The organism is Pseudactinotalea sp. Z1748 (genome assembly GCF_049725185.1).
Taxonomy (GTDB): Bacteria; Actinomycetota; Actinomycetes; order Actinomycetales; family Beutenbergiaceae; genus CALKWS01.
Genome location: NZ_JBMPQB010000011.1, coordinates 88239 through 106588 on the forward strand (window position 1 = coordinate 88239; position 18350 = coordinate 106588).

Annotated in this window: 13 protein-coding genes; 11 read left to right on the forward strand and 2 right to left on the reverse strand. The window is 67.1% G+C overall.

All coding sequences use genetic code 11. The features are described from left to right. Positions 1-60 precede the first annotated feature (60 nt). Complete coding sequence (locus ACO0LU_RS18005) at positions 61-2028, reverse strand: stealth conserved region 3 domain-containing protein (protein WP_424792726.1); 1968 nt, start codon at positions 2026-2028, stop codon at positions 61-63. 271 nt (positions 2029-2299) lie between these two features. Here ACO0LU_RS18005 and ACO0LU_RS18010 point away from each other — a divergent pair, with 271 nt between their 5' ends. Then, on the forward strand, positions 2300-2743 hold the full coding sequence (locus tag ACO0LU_RS18010; RefSeq protein ID WP_424792727.1) for a nitroreductase family deazaflavin-dependent oxidoreductase: 444 nt from the start codon (positions 2300-2302) through the stop codon (positions 2741-2743). A 117-nt stretch (positions 2744-2860) separates the two neighbouring features. Continuing rightward, on the forward strand, positions 2861-3895 hold the full coding sequence (locus ACO0LU_RS18015) for an NAD(P)-dependent alcohol dehydrogenase (protein WP_424792728.1): 1035 nt from the start codon (positions 2861-2863) through the stop codon (positions 3893-3895). Between the two features lie 61 nt (positions 3896-3956). On the opposite strand, the gene ACO0LU_RS18020 is transcribed toward ACO0LU_RS18015, so the two are convergent. Then, positions 3957-5849 (reverse strand): NHL domain-containing thioredoxin family protein, encoded by a 1893-nt coding sequence (locus tag ACO0LU_RS18020; protein WP_424792729.1) that lies wholly within the window; start codon positions 5847-5849, stop codon positions 3957-3959. A 101-nt stretch (positions 5850-5950) separates the two neighbouring features. Here ACO0LU_RS18020 and ACO0LU_RS18025 point away from each other — a divergent pair, with 101 nt between their 5' ends. From ACO0LU_RS18025 to tdh, 9 genes are all read left to right on the forward strand, one after another. Continuing rightward, positions 5951-6760, forward strand: coding sequence for a DeoR/GlpR family DNA-binding transcription regulator (locus tag ACO0LU_RS18025; RefSeq protein ID WP_424792730.1), 810 nt, complete (start codon positions 5951-5953; stop codon positions 6758-6760). A gap of 471 nt (positions 6761-7231) precedes the next feature. Beyond that, positions 7232-8317 (forward strand): ABC transporter permease, encoded by a 1086-nt coding sequence (locus tag ACO0LU_RS18030; RefSeq protein ID WP_424792731.1) that lies wholly within the window; start codon positions 7232-7234, stop codon positions 8315-8317. Beyond that, complete coding sequence (locus ACO0LU_RS18035) at positions 8314-9210, forward strand: ABC transporter permease (RefSeq protein ID WP_424792732.1); 897 nt, start codon at positions 8314-8316, stop codon at positions 9208-9210. The genes ACO0LU_RS18030 and ACO0LU_RS18035 overlap by 4 nt, the downstream gene beginning before the upstream one ends. Next, on the forward strand, positions 9207-10241 hold the full coding sequence (locus ACO0LU_RS18040; RefSeq protein WP_424792733.1) for an ABC transporter ATP-binding protein: 1035 nt from the start codon (positions 9207-9209) through the stop codon (positions 10239-10241). Before ACO0LU_RS18035 ends, ACO0LU_RS18040 begins: the two co-directional genes overlap by 4 nt. Then, positions 10238-11101: an ABC transporter ATP-binding protein gene (locus ACO0LU_RS18045; RefSeq protein WP_424792734.1), complete on the forward strand. Its 864-nt coding sequence runs from the start codon at positions 10238-10240 to the stop codon at positions 11099-11101. Before ACO0LU_RS18040 ends, ACO0LU_RS18045 begins: the two co-directional genes overlap by 4 nt. An 83-nt stretch (positions 11102-11184) precedes the next feature. Further along, a complete protein-coding gene (locus ACO0LU_RS18050; protein WP_424792735.1) occupies positions 11185-12879 on the forward strand; it encodes an ABC transporter substrate-binding protein in 1695 nt (564 codons plus the stop codon). Positions 12880-12972: 93 nt separating this feature from the next. Next, on the forward strand, positions 12973-16089 hold the full coding sequence (locus ACO0LU_RS18055; protein WP_424792736.1) for a glycoside hydrolase family 2 TIM barrel-domain containing protein: 3117 nt from the start codon (positions 12973-12975) through the stop codon (positions 16087-16089). Next, entirely contained in the window at positions 16086-17252 is a 1167-nt protein-coding gene (locus tag ACO0LU_RS18060; RefSeq protein ID WP_424792737.1) for a Gfo/Idh/MocA family protein, read from the forward strand. Before ACO0LU_RS18055 ends, ACO0LU_RS18060 begins: the two co-directional genes overlap by 4 nt. Positions 17253-17290: 38 nt before the next feature. Continuing rightward, a partial coding sequence (tdh, locus tag ACO0LU_RS18065; RefSeq protein ID WP_424789386.1) for an L-threonine 3-dehydrogenase occupies positions 17291-18350 on the forward strand: 1060 nt, incomplete at its 3' end.

An 18350-nucleotide genomic window follows, 5' to 3' on the forward strand; every position in this document is an offset into this window, starting at 1 on the left:
CCGGGGGCAGCGCTCAGTCGCCGACTTCAGCACCCCGCCGACGTCAGCACCCCGCCGACCTCAGGGCGAGGAAGTGAGCCGGCCGGATTGGTCGGTGTGCTCCGCGGCGTAGCGCGCCGCCGACGCCGTGTGTGCGTGGTGGCCGGGGTGCGCCGCGGGCAACTCGAAGGAACTGGGTAGCGGGTAGTACTGCTGGAGGAACTCGCGCAGCAACGGCCCGCTCCCTTCCTCGCCCACGCCGGGGGAATCGTTCAGGCAGAACACATCGAACTGCCGCTCGCGCAACAGCGCGCGGAACCGGCGGGCAGCCCGCGGGTGCGCCAGGTCCAGATACAGGTAGGCCAACCGCCCGGGGACCGCCTTGCCCAGGGCGTGGGCGTAGTAGTGGTGCAGCGATGAGGAGATCGACAGGTCATCGGGGTGGCGGAACTTGGAGGCGGCCACCTGGGCGAACATCTCCGGGTGCTCGGCCTCCATCAACTCCAGCACGGAGCGCAGTTGGGGGTGCGGGGTGTGCTGGAACAGGTGGGTCACCCGGCGCCCGAACACCTCGGCGATCAACGCCCGGTTGTTCTTCGCCGCGCTCATCACCGGCACGTCATCGGCTTGGTGCTCCTGGGCGTCGATGAGCGCGGAGGCCATGAAGAACTTCGCCAGCCCGTTGGCGTGGAAGAACGCGTCCGGGCCCACCGGGCGGCCGAAGAACACGTCGTCGTTCAGGTACAGGTACTGCTCGGCCAGGCCGGAGATGTGGTGCAGTTGCGACTCGATCGCGTGGGAGTTGAACACCGGCAGCACGTCGGGGTCGGTGAAGACCTCCCGGTGGTCCACCACGTGAATCCTCGGGTGGTCGGTGTCGAGCCAGGCCGGTGCGTGCCCGGCGGTGACGATGTGCACCCGGCGCACCCACGGGGCGAACATCTCCAGGGAGCGCAACGAGTAGCGCAACTCATCATGGGAACGGAACCGGGCCGCGTGCGTGGCTGCCTCCTGCGCCTGCTCGGCCACCGGCAGCCCGAGCGCGGCCATCCGCTCGGTGTTCCACTGCGGGTCGGCGCCGTCCACCCAGGTGTAGACCACATCGATGGGCCGCGCCACCTCGAACACGTGCGGGTCCTGGCCCACCTCCAACGACCCACGCTGAACGGCCTGCTGCCACTGCTCCGGGCTCAACCGGGAAGTCCAATGCTGCCGGCGCGGGGACACCACGGCGGCCTCGCTCTCCGCCGGGGCCGGACCGACGTCACCGGGCTGCACGTGCGTCCATACCTGCACGTCCACACCCACCTGCGCGCCCACCAGGGCCCCCGCCGCGCCGGGCAGGTCACGGTACAACCGGAACCCATCGTGTCGGCGCGCGGCTCGGGTGAGTCGGGCCGAGGTGACCCGGCGGCCGCGTGACTCGAGCGGCTCCGCCTCCAGGTCGACCACACGCCACGTGCTGTCCAGGCCCAGGGCGAGGGCGGCGCATGCCGGTGTCAGGTCACTGCTTCGGACGACGACGACGGCCCCCTCCCCGGCAGGTACCACCGTGGTGGGTACTCCGGCGATCCGCAGCACTTGCAGGATGTGGGAACGGCGCACCTGCTGTTCCGCGGCGTGGCTGTACTCCGCCGTCCGGGCGGCGTGGGCGAACTCCCGCCCGTCGGCCGTAGCCAGGGACGCCGGCCCCCGGTTCCTGGTGGCGATCCGCGTGCTGGTGCTCGGGGCGGGCGCGGCGTCGCCGGCGTTCGGCCCGGGTGCCACGTCGCGTCGGCGGGGACGCTTGGCCAGGCTCCGCGACAGTCTCTGTGACCGGCGGGCGAACGCGGTGCGCAGCGGCTTGGGCAGGGCGGTGGCGAGCCGGCTGCGCAGCGCGGCGAGACGGTGCCGGCTCAGGCGATCGGGGCTGACTGTGTCGGTGTACAGCAGCAGTTCGTTGCCGAGGCCATCGACGGTGTACTTGACCTCACGGACCCGGGAGCCGCCGTCGTCCTCGACCACGACGGTCGGTTCGAAGCCCGCCAGTGCTCTGGTGCGTGCTGGCATCACAGCCACCTTTCTCGTTGTGCGCCTGCGGTGAGCGGCGGCCTTTCGGCGCGCTCGAACCATGGGCGCAATGTGCTCGGTAGGGGCGCGTGGACCGCGGTTGACCGAGAAGATCGCGCAGCGACGGGGCCAGATTCCCAGACCACCGGTGCGCGTGGATATGCCCATTGTATCGCCTGGTACGAAATCACACGTTGGTGGGGCCTCGGCCACGTGTGCCTGGGCCTGCGCCGAGCTGGGCGGTAGGGGCGATGTGGTGTAGACAGAACCCATGCCTCTTGACGGAGAATACGTCCCCAGCCCCCGCCAACGCGTGCGAGAGCACGTCGAGTTGTATGAGCGCACCGGCGGCGCCGAGGGCGGCACCCTGGGCGGGGTGCCGGTGATCATCCTGACCAGCCGCGGCGCCAAGTCCGGCAAGGTGCGCAAGATCCCCCTGATGCGGGTGGAGCATGAGGGCGCCTACGCGGTGGTGGCCTCGATGGGCGGGGCTCCCACCCACCCGCTCTGGTACTACAACCTCAAGGCCCACCCGCACGTGCAACTGCAGGACGGGGCGCGCACGTGGGATATGCACGCCCGTGAACTCACCGGCGCGGAGAAGCACCAGTGGTGGGAGCGTGCCGTGGCCACCTTCCCCCCGTACGCGGAGTACCAGGACAAGACCGACCGGGAGATCCCGGTGTTCGTGCTGGAGCGCCTCGAGGACCGTTAGGCGCACTGGTCGCGCGGCATCGAAGCGGGACCTATGGCCCGCGCGGGCAGCACGCCTTCCTGCCACCCTGGAGTTGGAGCCGGTGAGGGCCGCCGGCTGGGACGAGAGGACGTCAAGATGAAGGCGCTGCAGTACCGCACGATCGGGTCCGCCCCGGAAGTCGTGGAGATCGCGACGCCGGAACCGGGGCCCGGGCAGGTGCGCCTGAAGGTCACCGCCGCGGGCGTATGCCACTCCGATGCGTTCGTGATGAGCCTGCCCGAGGAGGCCTACATCTACGGCCTGCCGTTGACCCTGGGTCACGAGGGCGCCGGGATCGTGGACAAGCTCGGTGACGGTGTCACCGGTGTGGAACTCGGGGCTTCGATGGCCGTGTACGGGCCGTGGGGGTGCGGGCACTGCTACACCTGCGCCCAGGGCAAGGAGAACTACTGCCAACGGGCCCTCGAACTGGGGATCACCCCGCCGGGGCTGGGCGCGCCTGGTGCGATGGCCGAGTACATGATCGTCAACAACGCCCGTCACCTGGTGCCGCTGGGTGAGTTGGATCCGGTGGAGAACGTGTCCCTGACCGATGCCGGGCTGACGCCGTATCACGCCATCAAGGAGTCCCTGGGCAAACTCACCCCCGGGTCCACCGCCGTGGCGATCGGTATCGGCGGGCTGGGTCACGTGGGCATCCAGATCCTGCGCGCCATCACCTCCGCCACCGTGGTAGCCCTGGACATCAGCGAGGACAAACTCCAGTTGGCCCGCGACGTCGGGGCGCACCACGCCTTCCTGTCCAATGATGAGGCCGTGGAGCAGGTGCGTACCCTCACCGGGGGCCGCGGAGCGACGGCGGTGTTCGATTTCGTCGGTGCGCAACCCACCATGGACCTGGGGGCGAAGATGATCGCCATGGAGGGCGACCAGGTGCTGGTCGGTGTGGGCAACGGCACGCTGCCCGTGGGGTTGCTGGACCGACCATATGAGTCCTCCGTGCGCGCCCCGTACTGGGGCTACCGCAGCGAACTCTTCGAGGTCCTGGATCTGGCTCGGGTTGGGGCGATCTCGGTGGAGACCGAGGCGTTCTCCCTGGACGATGCGCCCCGGGCGTACGAGAAACTCGAGGCCGGCACCTTGCGCGGACGCGCGGTGATCGTGCCCTAAGACCCGGGGGGTGCGCGTCGGGGGCGCGCACGGGCACCTGGTCCGCTGGCGGCAGCAGCCGTCAGCCGGCCAGGTGCAGCACCAGTTCCGACGGGCCGTCCGGCACCACCCGCACCGGGATTCCCCAGTCCTGGGCGGCCAGGTGGCAGGCGGGTGCGGGCACGGCGGGGTCGTCATCACAGGATGCGGCCTTGGCCGTCACCGACAACACCGCACCGTCGGCGCCCTCGGCCAGGGTCAGGTCCCGGTGCAACGAGGTGCCGGTACCGGCACCATTTAGCAGCGCTCCGGAACTGGCCGAGACCTCCAACTGGGTGGAGGGGCCGAACCGATCGTCCAACTTGCGACCCGGCGGGGCGGTGAACCGCACCTGCAGGCGCACCTGCGGCCCCACCTCGGTGACCTCGCGTTGCGTGCGGTAGGCCGCGCCCTCGTGCTGGCCAGCGTGCCCTGCTGGCTGCCCGGGATCGACCCGGGTGAGGCGATGCGCGGCCGACTCCACCACGATCACGGCGGCGCCGTCGTCGGTCGGTACCAGCCCGGACGGTTCGGCCAGGCCGGTGGCCAGGGTGCCTACCTGCTCGGTCTCCGGGTCGAACACGCGCACCGCCCCGTTGTAGGTGTCGGCGATCACCACCCGCCCATCGGCCAGCACGGCCACGCCCAGGGGGTGCTGGAGCAGCGACTGCGCGGCCGGCCCGTCGCGGTGGCCGAACTCGAACAGGCCCTGCCCGATCGCGGTGTGCACCTCCCCGGTGCCCACATCGAGCCGGCGCAGCGCGGACGTCTCGGCGTCGGCCAGCCAGATGCTCCCGCCGGCGTCGGTGGCGAGCCCGGAGGGCTGGGCGAACCAGGCCTGACGGAGCGGCCCGTCCACCAGGCCCTCGTTCATGGTGCCGCCCAGGCGGGTCAGGTACCCGTCGCCGGGTTCGAACGTCCACACGGTGTGGTGCCCGGCCATCGCGATCACCACCGCGCCGGCAGCGTCGGACCAGGCCACATCCCAGGGGGAGGAGAGTTTGATGCGCCGTGCCGGGCCGTAGTCGGCGGTGGCGGGGGTGGGGTCATCAGGGTCGAGCAGCACGTTGTCCGGGGCGCCGAGCATGAACTGGTTCCCGGTGCCGGCGATCGTGGTGACGGTGCCGGAGTCCAGGTGCACCCCGCGCAGCAAGTGGTTGACCGTATCGGCGACGACGACGTCGTAGCCCACCTGCGTCGCGACATGGGGCGGGAGCAGGCACAGCCCGTTGGGTTCGCTGAACTGCGCGACGGTACCGTCGCCGTCGGTGTATCCGCGCTCGCCGGACCCGATGACGCCAACCAAGGTTTCGCCGTCGGCCCCGGTTTCGACCAGGCGGTGGTGTCCGGCGTCGGCGATGAGCAGGTTGCCGCTGGGCAGGCGGATCGCCTTGGCGGGGAACTTCAGCAGCTCGGTGCTGGGCGCCGGTGGCACGTAGGGGCCATCCCCGCGGTGCAGGGTGCCGGCGGCTGCGTGCTCGCTGATCAGGCCCTCGATCAGGGCGCGCAGGTTCGGGGCGTGCCCCTCCCCGGCCATGTGGGCCACGATGTAACCCTCGGGGTCGATCAGCACCAGGGTGGGCCAGGCGCGCGCGGTGTAGGCCTTCCAGGTGCCCAGTTCCGGGTCATCGAGCACCGGGTGGGCCACGTCGTACCGCTCGATCGCGGCGGCCAGGGCGTCGGGGTCGGCCTCGTGGACGAACTTGGGGGAGTGCACCCCGATGGTGACCAGGACGTCGGCGAAGTCCTCCTCGAGCTCACGCAGCTCATCGATCACGTGCAGGCAGTTGATGCAGCAGAAGGTCCAGAAGTCCAGCAGCACGATCTTGCCGCGCAGGCCCTGCAGGGACAGGTCGGCGCCGCCGGTGTTCAGCCAGCCGCGGCCAGTGAGTTCGCTGGCGCGAACCTTCGGGAGGCGTTCGGTGGTGGGGGGCATGGGTCCAGTGTCGCTGACCGGCGAGCGGCCGGAGCACTACGGTGTGAGCGAGGCAGGAACCCCTGGCTTACCGGAGTCGGGGACGATTCAGAAAGCCAATGATGCGACAACAACAGCGGCTCAACCAGATCCTGGACGCGCTGAGCACGGATGGTCACCTCACGATCGATGAGATTGTCGACCAGTTCGGAATCTCGGCTGCGACCGCGCGACGGGACCTCGGCATCCTGTCCCGGCAACGTCTGGCCACCCGCACCCACGGCGGAGCCGTCTCGATGGGCAATGCGTACGAGTTGCCGTTGCAGTACAAAATTGCGCGCAACGCCGAATCGAAACTTGCGATCGCCGCCACTGCCGTGGAACTGCTCTCACCCGGTGAAACCGTGGGTCTGACCGGAGGGACCACCACCACAGAAGTCGCACGGGTACTTGGCGCCGACCCTCGGCTGTGCAGCGATCGCGACCCCTCGCTCACAGTCGTCACGAACGCCCTCAACATCGCTTACGAACTGGCTATCCGACGGCATATCAAACTCGTCGTCACCGGTGGCGTTGCTCGGCCACTGACCTTCGAACTGGTTGGACCCATGGTCGGCGACGCTATTGCTGGTCTCGTACTGGACTGGGCGATTGTCGGCGCGGACGGCCTTGATGCCCGCTACGGCGTGACGACTGTTGACGACGGTGAAGCAACTGTGAATCGCGAACTGGTCAAGGCCGCACGCAAGGTCATGGTCGTGGCCGACCGTTCGAAACTCGGTCACTCGACCTTTGCTCGGATATGCACGCTCGGCGAGGTCACGACCCTCGTTACGGACGCACAACCAGAACCCGAACTTGGTGATGCCCTCGCCCGAGCGGGTGTCGAAGTCCTGGTCAGCCCGCCGAAGGGCTCCCACGCTACTTCCTGACTGCTGGCGCGGACAGTCGTGAGAGCGCAGCGTCCGGATCGGCGGATACGGATCGGGAAGCGGCCTTCACCACCTCGCACCGGCGTACCAGCGATCGCGTGAGCGGAAGGCCGTGTTCGACCCTCAAAGGGCAAGCCTGCCGCGGCTCTGATGACCTTCGGTCTCCAAGCGGAGACCTCGGTCACCCTCCTCTCTCTCGCCTCCCTTCTCTCTCGCGCACGCCTCCCGAGCGATCGTTTGCGTACGCGCGCGTACCCGGGGTGGGGTGATCGACCACGTGCAAGGCATGCGCAGTTATGATGCATACTTGATCAAAGCAGTCATGATCGATCACTTGTGTGAATGGCAGTTCGGGCCTGTCACGTATGAGGAGGCAAAGATGCAAACCAGGATCGGTTCTCTGACCACCTCACGTCAGCCCGAACCGTGCTCAGGTCACGCGTTGTCCTTCCGGAGCGGAAGGCCGGTCAGGTGACGCTCGAGGAAGCGCCCGGCAGCACCCGGGAGGTTGAGGCCGAACGCCAGGCCCGCACCCGATCCAGGTACAAGCGCGGGGGCGGGGGCAGATTCCTCCTCCGGCGCCTCGGCTTCTACTCGGTCACGGCCTTCGTTGCCGTTGTGCTCAACTTCATGATCCCGCGCCTGATGCCCGGCGACCCGGTCATCAACCTGGCACGGCAGATTCAGCGGCAAACCGGAGCGCCACTGACCGAGGAAACGTTGCAGGCGCTGTACATGCTGTACGGCCGCCCGGATGAAAACATCTTCAGCCAGTTCTTCAACTATATGAGCGGTCTGCTGCAGGGTGACCTGGGGATTTCGATTTTGAACTACCCCACACCGGTGACCGAGGTAGTCGGGAACGCCCTGCCGTGGACCGTGGGCCTCGTGGGGATCACCACGCTGCTGGCCTGGCTGATCGGCACCGCCCTGGGCTGCTGGGTAGGGTTCAAGCCCGGATCCCGGCTGGACACCATCCTCACTCCGGGTTCACAGTTCTTCAGCGCCTTCCCCGCCTTCTGGGTAGCGATGTTGGCGCTCTGGTTGTTTGCGTTCAACCTTGGGTGGTTCCCGCGTGCGGGGGGTTATGACCCGAACGTGCCGTTCGAAATCAACAACGTCTGGTTCCTGCTCAGCGTGCTGCACTACGGAGCCCTCCCCGCGCTGACCCTGGTCCTGGTCGGGTTTGCGAGTTGGCTCTTCGGCATGCGGAACATGACCGTCTCCACCATCTCCGAGGACTACGTCGTGCTGGCCAAGGCCAAGGGGCTGAGCGGGAGACGAGTGCTGTTCGGCTACGCCGCGCGCAACGCCCTGCTGCCCAACATCACCAGCCTGGCCATGGCGATCGGCGGAATTATCGGGGGCACCGTGCTCACCGAGATCGTGTTTACCTACCCCGGGATGGGTCAGCTGCTGCTCCAGGCGGTGAACACCCAGGACTTCCCGGTGATGCAGATGATCTTCCTCATGCTGGTCTTCACCGCGCTGGTGGCCAACTTCATCGTGGACTCGATCTACGTCCTTCTGGACCCACGCACGAGGGAGACGTCATGAGGCTCGAAGTCCTGCGCAGCTGGAAGGTCCGCAGCGGCCTGATCATCATCGCCTTCTCCATCCTGATCGCGGTCTTCGGGCCGATGATCTCCGGCTGGCTGGATCTGAGCCCTCGGAGGATCAACTACGACGCCATCGGCGCCCCACCGAGCCTGAACCACTGGTTCGGTACCACGCTCGGTGGTCACGACGTCTTCGCCCAGATGCTCTACGGCGCTCGGGGTTCGGTGTTCGTGGGGCTCCTGGCCGGCACCATCTCCGTGGTCATCGCCGTCGTGGTAGGCACGTGGTCCGGTTACGTGGGCGGCGCCCTGGACCGTTTCACCGTCGCTCTGATCAACGTGCTGATGACCATGCCCGGACTGGCCGTCATGTTCATCATCGCCGGTTACATCCGCGAGACCGGAATGATCCTGATCGCCATCGTCATCGGGCTGCTCAGCTGGCCCGGCGGCGCCCGTGTGATCCGCGCGCAGACCCTGTCATTGCGAAACCGGGACTTCACCGCCGCTTTGCGGGCCATCGGCGAGAAGCGCTGGCGGATCGTCATCGTCGAGATCCTGCCGCACCTGATGGGGGTCGTCTCCGCGATGTTCCTCAGCGCCATGGTGGCAGGCATCTTCGCCGAGGCCTCGCTGGCGTTCCTCGGGATCGGCAATGTCGACGGGGTGTCGTGGGGCATGATCATCAGCCACGCCCAGACCCAAGGCGCGATCCTGCGCGGTATGTGGTGGTGGTTCCTTCCGCCTGGCCTCATGATCGCGCTGATCGGCTTCGCCACCGCGATGGTCAACTTCGGGCTCGACGAAGTCACCAATCCCCGCTTGAACGCACGCCTGGCCGCGCTCACGCGCAAGTTCGAGGCCGACAAACGGAAGAAGGCAACACGATGACCGACACGGCTCGCGAAGCCCTCACCGATACGCCCCTGCTGACCGTCGACAACCTGACTGTCGACTACCTCGGCGGGCGCCGGCCGGCGCGAGCGTGCAACGAGATCAGTTTCACCCTCAACCGTGGCGAGATCCTGGGTGTGGCCGGTGAGTCCGCATCCGGCAAGACGACCCTGCTGACGGCGATCATGAGGCTGCAGCGGCCACCGGCGGTCATTGCCGACGGTACCGTCCTGTACCACCGCGCCGACGGCACCACGATTGATCTCGCTTCGGCGCCCGAGTCGAAGATCCGCCCGTTGCGGTGGGTGGATCTCTCCATCGTGATGCAGAGCGCCATGGCCGCGCTCAACCCGGTCACCCGGCTCGGTAAGCAGTTCTATGACGTCCTTCGGATGCACTATCCGGAGATGAGCGTCAAGGCGCAGGAACAGCGGGCCGGCGACCTGTTGGAGATGGTCGGCATTTCCCGAGACGTATTGCGCAAGTTCCCGCACGAGATGTCCGGTGGGATGCGCCAGCGCTCGCTCATCGCCCTCGCCATGGCCTGTGACCCGGAACTCATCGTGATGGATGAGCCCACTACCGCGGTCGACGTCGTCATGCAGCGCGAGATCCTGGAGCAGATCCTGGAGTTACAGGCTGACCACGGCTTCGCGATCATCTTCGTCACCCATGACCTCTCCCTGCTCCTTGAGATGGCTGACCGCATTGCGATCATGTATGCCGGCCGGATCGTGGAGATCGCAGATGGGGAGGATATCGCGGATGCGCCACGGCACCCCTACACCGAGGGTCTGCGCAATGCCTTCCCCTCCCTCACCGAGCCACTGCGCGAGTTGCATGGAATCCCCGGCTCACCTCCGAACCTGCTTGACTTGCCCAGCGGGTGCTCCTTCCATCCTCGCTGTCCCCTGAAGATCGACCGCTGTGAGACCGACCGGCCGGGACTGGACCCAGATACTCCAGGTCGGCGCGTGGCGTGCCACGTCCGGGTGGGCTCTGACGTGGCCCGGAGGATCACCCGATGACCACGGTGCAGAACGCGAGGCCCCACGAGGCGGACGCAGGCGCCACCCCGATGATGGAATCGCGGGACGTGCGCGTGGTGTTCCGCACCGGGATCGGTGCTGCCCGCAACGAAGTTGTGGCGTGCGACGACGTCAACCTGCAACTCAACCGCGGGGAAATCGTCTCCCTGGTCGGAGAGTCCGGATCGGGCAAGTCCACCCTGGCCCGGGCGATGAACCTGCTGCAGCAGGTCGACTCCGGTGAAATCCGGCTCGACGGGCAGCCGGTGGTGACCCGAGGGAGGGGGAAGGTCAAACCCCTGCAGTACTACAAGGACGTCCAGATGATCTTCCAGGACCCCTTCGGCTCTCTCAACGGCCTGAAGCCGGTCAGCCACATCATCGGCCGGGCACTGAAACTGCATGGCCTGGCCGGCACCCGCGCCGAGGTGCGCGAGAGGACACTGGAAGTCCTGGAGCGGGTGCACCTGTCTCCGGCGAAGGAGTACATCGACCGCTATCCCACCGCCCTGTCAGGTGGGCAGATGCAACGCATCGCGATCGCCCGTGCCCTGGCCGTCGAGCCCAAGGTCATCCTTGCCGATGAGCCGACGTCCATGCTTGATGTTTCCATCCGGCTCGGCGTACTCAACCTGCTCAGCGAACTACGCGACAAGCAGGGCGTCTCGATCCTGTACATCACCCACGACATCGCCTCGGCCCGGTACCTCGCCGATCGGATGGCGGTGATGTACAAAGGCCGGCTGGTCGAGGTGGGCGCCACCGAACAGGTGATCTCCGAACCACGACATGAGTACACCCGAACCCTGATCGGTGCCGCACCCGACCCGAGCAGACGGAAGAAGAAGCGGCGTACCTGACCACGAACCACCGCCCGCACCAGGCCCGATCCCAGGATCGGGTCCGGCGACAACGCCCGGAAACCCCAAGAGAAGGAATCAGAATGAAGAAGACACTCAGGCGATCAATCGCCGTGGCGGGCGCAGCCGCGCTCGTGGCCCTGGCCGGTTGTAGCACCGACCGTGGTGATAGCGATGGCGGAGCGGGCGTCGGCGCCAACGAAGGCGAAGCCGCCAATGACGGCATTCTGGAGATCATGGGCTGGGGCGGAACTACGTGGAACCAGAACTTCAACACCTGGTCCCCCACCGCTTCCGCCGTTACTCCCGGCACTTCTTTCTTCTATGAGCCGCTGGTGCGGGTGGACCGCGTCAGCGGTGGTGAAGTGCTGCCCTACCTGGCTGAGGACTGGGAGTTCAACGACGAGGGCAGCGAACTGACGTTCCACCTGCGCCAGGACGTCACATGGTCAGACGGGGAGCCCCTCACCTCGGCGGATGTCGCCTACAGCTGGGATCTGGCCCTGTCCGATGAAACCGCCGTCGTCTATCCCTTCGATGACTACGAGGTGGTGGACGAGCACACGATCACCGTCGACTACGGCGACACCAACTTCACCGACCTGGTGGCCTTCGGGAGCCGGCCGATCATCCCTGAGCACATCTGGCAGGAGGAGGACGTGGCCTCCTGGACCAACCCGGAACCAGTCGGAACCGGCCCGTTCGAGCTGGACAGTTTCTCGCCCCAGCAGGTGCAACTCTCGTTGCGTGACGACTACTGGGGCCCGGACTCCAACGGCGTGCAGACCGTGCGCTTCCGCGCCATGAGCCCGGAAGCGGGCCGGGACGCCTTGCTCAAGGGCGAACTCGACTACACCACCATGGGCTGGGAGAACGCAGAGGAAGAATTCGTCGCCGTCGATCCCGAGACGAACGTGTACAACTTCTACCCGGTGGGAGGCTCCGACGGGTACTTCTTCAACACGCTCGAGGCCCCCTACGACGACCCGGCGGTGCGCCGGGCGCTGCGCGACTCCCTGGATCTGCAGACCGCGGCCGACCTGGTCCGGGTGGGATACGACGTTCCCACCAAGGCAGGGTTCGACCCTGTGGTGATGGAGGACTTCCTACCCGAGGACCCCTCCGACTGGGAGCAGAACCAGGACGCTGAGGCCGCCCTGGCAGAACTCGAGAACGCCGGGTGGTCCGTCGAGAACGGCCAACTCCTCGACTCCGATGGTGAGGCCTACTCGGTCGTCATCGACGTCTACCAGCCCTACACCGAGTGGGTCCTGACCGCGCAGATCATGGCCGACCAGTGGGGCGACGCGCTCGGTCTCGATGTCGACGTCAACCAGCTCGGCGAGAACCAGTACAGCGAAGTGATCGACGAGGGCCGGTTCGGCATCGTCAGTGGCGTCTCCATGCCGGGGAACACCACGATGTACAACTACTTCCGCTACTTCGACTCCTCCCTGGTGGGAGAACCGGGCGACAACCAATCCGGTAACGACGCGTTCTGGCAGAACGAGGACATGGACGAGGTCACCCGGGAGATCGCAGCCATCCCACCCGGTGAGGAGGAGCAGCGACTGCAGGAACTCGCACGTGCGGGTCAGATGATCCTGACCGAGGAAGCCCCGGCCATCCACGTTGCCACGGCCGGATGGAAGGCCACCCTTTACACCGGCAAGTGGGACGGCTGGCCCACACCGGGCGAAACCGACTACGTCCCCAACAACACGCTGCTGGCCGACCCCATCCTCACGGTGCTGAACCTGCACCCACGAGAGGGCTGAGGCCCTCCAGTCCCGGGCCCAACCGGTTGCCCACCAGTTGGGCCCGGGACGTTTCTCGACCCAGTCCGTCGACCCGAACTCCAGGAGAAGACCGTGCCCACCCCTGCCTACCTGACTGACTACAGCCCGGGCCACGGTGCGCTGAGCCCCAGATCCCGCCTCGAGACTGACGCGCCGACTCTGGACCTGACCGGCACTTGGGACTTCCGCCTACACCGGGCCGCCGACCCGGCGGTCACGGCATGGGAGGACGACGATGAGGCACCCTGGGAGGACCTGGTCCTGCCCTGCCACTGGGTTCTGGCGGGGCAGGGGCGTTATGGCCGTCCCATCTACACCAACCAGACCTATCCCTTCCCGGTGGATCCCCCGCACATCCCCGATGCCAACCCCACCGGTGACCACCGGCGCACCTTCGCCCTGCCGGACGAGCCCGCCTGGACGGATGCGGAGGGGTACTACCTACGCTTCGACGGCGTAGAGTCGGCCTACAAGGTCTGGGTGAACGGCACCGAGATCGGAGTGGGCAAGGGCAGCCGGCTGGTGCACGAGTTCGACATCACCGACGCCCTGCGCGCTGGGGAGAACACCCTGGCGGTTCGGGTGCATCAGTGGTCGGACGGCACCTACCTCGAGGACCAGGACCAGTGGTGGTTGCCCGGGATCTTTCGCGACGTGACGCTGCTGGCACGCCCGGCCGGTGGTATCGAGGACGCCTGGGTGCGCACTGGCTACGACCACACCACCGGCGAGGGCCGGCTGGACCCGGAGATCAAGGCCGATACCGACGCCTTCCCCGTGCGATTGCAGATCCCGGACCTGGACATCGACCACACCTGGAACACGCCGGCGGACGTGGGCGCACTGGAGGCGGGGCCGGTACAGCCTTGGACCGCTGAGACCCCGCACCGTTACGAACTGCTGCTGACCTCATCGGGGGAACGGGTGCGCCTGCACGCCGGCTTCCGTACCGTGGCCATCGTCGGGGATCAAATCCAGGTCAATGGGCACAAGGTCATGCTGCGCGGGGTGAACCGGCACGAGATCGAGGCCACCCGGGGGCGGGTTTTCGACGCGGCCCACGCCCGCGCGGACCTGGCGCTGATGAAGCGGCACAACATCAACGCCATCCGCACAAGTCACTACCCACCACACCCCGGTGTGCTCGACCTGGCCGATGAGATGGGCTTCTGGGTGATGGATGAATGCGACCTGGAGACCCACGGCTTCTACATCCACGGGGGTGGCTGGGCGAGCACCCCGCCGAACGCCCCGGCCGATGATCCGCGCTGGCACCAGGCCCATATGGACCGGATCAGGCGCACCGTGGAGCGGGACAAGAACCACCCCTCGATCATCATGTGGTCGCTGGGCAATGAGTCCGGGACCGGACAGAACCTGCAGGCGATGGCCGACTGGGTGCATCAGCGCGACCCGGAGCGGCCGGTGCATTACGAAGGTGACTACTGGGGCCGCTATACCGATGTCTACTCACGGATGTACACCTCGCTCACGGGCCTGGACGCCATCGGCGGCTCCTCCGGTGAGTTGACCTACGTCAGCCCTGGCGAGGCCGAGCGACATCGCGGCAAACCCTTCCTCATGTGCGAGTACGCCCATGCGATGGGGAACGGGCCCGGCGGGCTGTCCGATTACCAGGAGCGGTTCGTCCGGTACCCGCGCATGCACGGCGGGTTCGTGTGGGAGTGGCGCGATCACGGGCTGCTCACCACCACCGAGGACGGGACGTCCTTCTACGCTTACGGCGGTGACTTCGGCGAGGAGATCCACGACGGAAACTTCGTCACCGACGGACTCGTCCTCTCCGACGGGACCCCTTCCCCCGGCCTCGGCGAGTTCGCCGCCGTCGTCGCCCCGGTCCGTGCGGTGCTAACCGAGATCGCCGGGCGGGCAGTCGTTCGCATCACCAACGAGCGCCACACCGCTGACACCGCCGACCTGATCGTGCGGTGGCACGTGGAAGTCGATGGCACCATCACCGCCCACGGCAACCTCGACGTCGCGCCGGTGGCCGCTGGTAGCGAAGCCGACCTCCCGCTTCCAGACCCGCTCACCGAGTCCCTAGCCGCAGCAGGTGAGCAGGCAGGAGCCTCGACAGAGATCTTCCTGCGCCTCACCGTGGAGCTGGCCGAGGCAACCGGGTGGGCGCCGGCCGGTCACGTGCTGGCGTCACGGCAGAGCGATTTGAGCTGCTCGCCCCTCACCGGTGGCTACCCCTACCGTCCCGAGCGCTTGCCCAGGGCCGGCACAGCGACGCCGTCGCCGGGCGACGCGGTGACCACCCTGGGCCCGGCGTGCTTCGATGCCGCCACCGGGGATCTGCTCAGCCTCGGCGGACTCACCGTCTCTGGACCCACCACCGAGTTGTGGCGCGCTCCCACCGACAACGACCTCGGCGCCGGTTCCGGCTTCTACGAGGACCTCCGGCCGGGTGAGCAACGACCCGAAACATTCGGTCCCCCGCTGGCCCAGCGCTGGGCCGCGGCCGGGCTGGACCGATTGCATCGCCGCGTCCTGGGTGTGCACCAGGACGCGGACCGGTTCACCGTCCGGGCGCGCTACGCGCCCGCCGCCGGCGTGCACGGCGTAGACACCACGCTCACCTACCTCATGGCCGACGACGAACTGTTCATGCGTGTGCACATCGCTCCGGTGGGACGATGGACGACTTCGTGGCCACGCGTGGGCGTTCGGCTACGGCTTCCCGGCGACCTGGAGAACGCCACCTGGTTCGGTCAGGGGCCTGAGGAAGCTTACCCGGACACCGACACCGCCGCTCTGGTCGGCCACTACCGCCGGGCGATCGACGACCTGGCGGTCGAGTACGCCAAACCGCAGGAGACCGGTCATCGGCCCGGGCTGCGCTGGGTCAGGCTCACCACGCCACAGGGCGCTGGCCTGCTGGTGCGATCAGTTCATGGCGGCCACGGTGGCGCCGGAGCGCAGGTTCATACCGACCGGCCCGGCTTCACGGCCACCCGGCACACCGCCCAAGAGCTCGCCGCCGCGGACCATCCCCACGAGTTGCCGGTGAGCGATCATGTCCACCTCTACCTGGACGCCGGCCAGTACGGAATCGGCAGCGGAGCCTGCGGCCCGGGCGCCCTGCCGCGGTACCAGCTCTGGCCCGGTTCCTACACCTTCGCAGTTGCCCTGCGCCCGCTATCGGAGAACAAGGAGAACCCGTGACACAGAAGATCGGCATCGTCGGCTACGGCTTGCGCGGCGGTTTGGCCAAGCACGCCCACCGACCCGAGGATGGCTCCACCGTCACCATCGTGTGTGACACCAGCGAGCGGGGACGCGCCGATGCCGCCGAGGCATTCCCGGAGGCCACCATCACCGCTGATCTGACCGAGTTGTTGGACTCGGGAATCGACGCAGTCCTGGTGCTGACCCCGGACCACACGCATCACGCGATCGTCCGCCTGACCCTGGCAGCCGGGATCGCCACGTTCTGTGAGAAGCCCCTGGCGGTCACGGTTTCCGACGCCACCGAGTTGCTGCAGATCGCCTATGACAACCGGACCCGGTTGTACGTGGGCCACAACATGCGCCACATGCCGGTGGTGACGCAGATGCGCGAGTTGATCCGAAGCGGTCGTATCGGGGAGGTCACCGCGATCTGGTGCCGCCACTTCGTGGGTCACGGCGGTGACTTCTACTTCAAGGACTGGCACGCAGACCGGCGCAACACCACGTCCCTTCTGCTGCAGAAGGCCGCGCATGACATTGACGTGATCCACTGGCTCGCCGGCGGCTACACCCGAAGGGTCTCGGCCATGGGCGCGCTGCAGGTCTACGGCCGGATCACCGACCGGCGCGACCGCACCGGTGAGCGGATGGGTGACTGGTCCTCCGTGGACAACTGGCCGCCGCTGAGCCAGACCGGCCTGAACCCCGTGGTGGATGTTGAAGATCTTTCCATGGTGCACATGGACTTGGACGGCGGGGTCCTCGCCTCCTACCAACAGTGCCACTACACACCGGACTACTGGCGTAACTACACCGTGATCGGCACACAGGGACGCCTGGAGAACCAGGGCGACGGCGCCGGCGGGCGAATCGAGATCTGGGACCGACGCCACCCCGGATGGGCGGCGCCCGATGCGACCATCCCGATCGAGGCCGGCGCCGGTGGCCACGGGGGCGCCGATCCCGTCCTGATCGGGGAGTTCCTACGCTTCGCGCGCGAAGGTGGAGATACCGAAACCTCACCGGTGGCCGCCTGGCAGTCGGTAGTGACCGGTGTGTTAGCCACCCAGTCGCTGCGCTCGGACGGTTCGGCCCTGGACGTGCCTCGTTTGCCTCGTGAGGTGGAGGAGTATTTCAACGCCGGCCAGCCCACCTGACCAAAGCCTGATACTGAACGCCGATCTGGAGGCATCCGTTGCGTGCCCTTTATAAGCCCGGCCCGCGTGCTGGTCTGGAACTTGTCGAACGTCCTGAGCCTGAGCCTGGTCGGGCGGAGGTGAAGATCCGGGTGTTGACTACGGGGATTTGCGGGACGGATCTGCATATCCGTAATTGGGACTCCTGGGCGGCCTCGATGGTGACTGCTCCCTATATTCCCGGGCATGAGTTCTATGGCGAGGTGGTGGCCGTGGGGGATCTGGTGCAGGACGTCAAGGTCGGGGACAGGGTCTCTGGTGAGGGTCATATCGTGTGCGGGACCTGCCGCAACTGTCGCGCCGGGCAACGCCAGTTGTGTATCCGCACCATCTCGGTGGGGGTGCAGCGCGACGGGGCTTTCGCTGAGTTCGTGGTGATTCCGGCGGAGAATGTGTGGGTGCACACCTTCCGGGAGGGGCAGCAGCCCATCACTGCCGAACTGGGTGCGATCTTTGACCCGTTCGGTAATGCGGTGCATACCGCGTTGAAGTTCTCGGTGGTGGGTGAGGATGTGCTGATCACCGGCGCCGGGCCGATCGGGTTGATGGCCGCGGCGGTGGTGCGTCATGTGGGTGCCCGGTACATCGCGATCACCGATGTGTCCGCGCCCCGGTTGGCTCTGGCCGAGCGGATGGGGGTGGACCTGAGTGTGGATGTGTCCAAGACCAGCATCGAGTGGGCTTTCGGGGAGTTGGGGTTGAAGGAGGGGTTCGATGTGGGCCTGGAGATGTCCGGGCACCCCGATGCGCTGCCGGAGATGATCCGGGATATGAACCACGGGGGTCGTATCGCGCTGCTGGGGCTGCCTACTGCCTCCATCGATATCGACTGGTCGGTGGTGGTGACGCACATGCTCACGTTGCAGGGGATCTACGGGCGGGAGATGTTCGAGACCTGGAACGCGATGGCCGCGATGCTGAGTTCGTCCACCTGGCTGCACCACACCATCTCCTCGGTGATCACCGACGTCCTACCCGCCACCCAGTGGGAGCGCGGCTTCGAGATCGCCGCCAACGGCACCAGCGGCAAAGTCGTCCTGGACTGGTCCACCCTCTCCT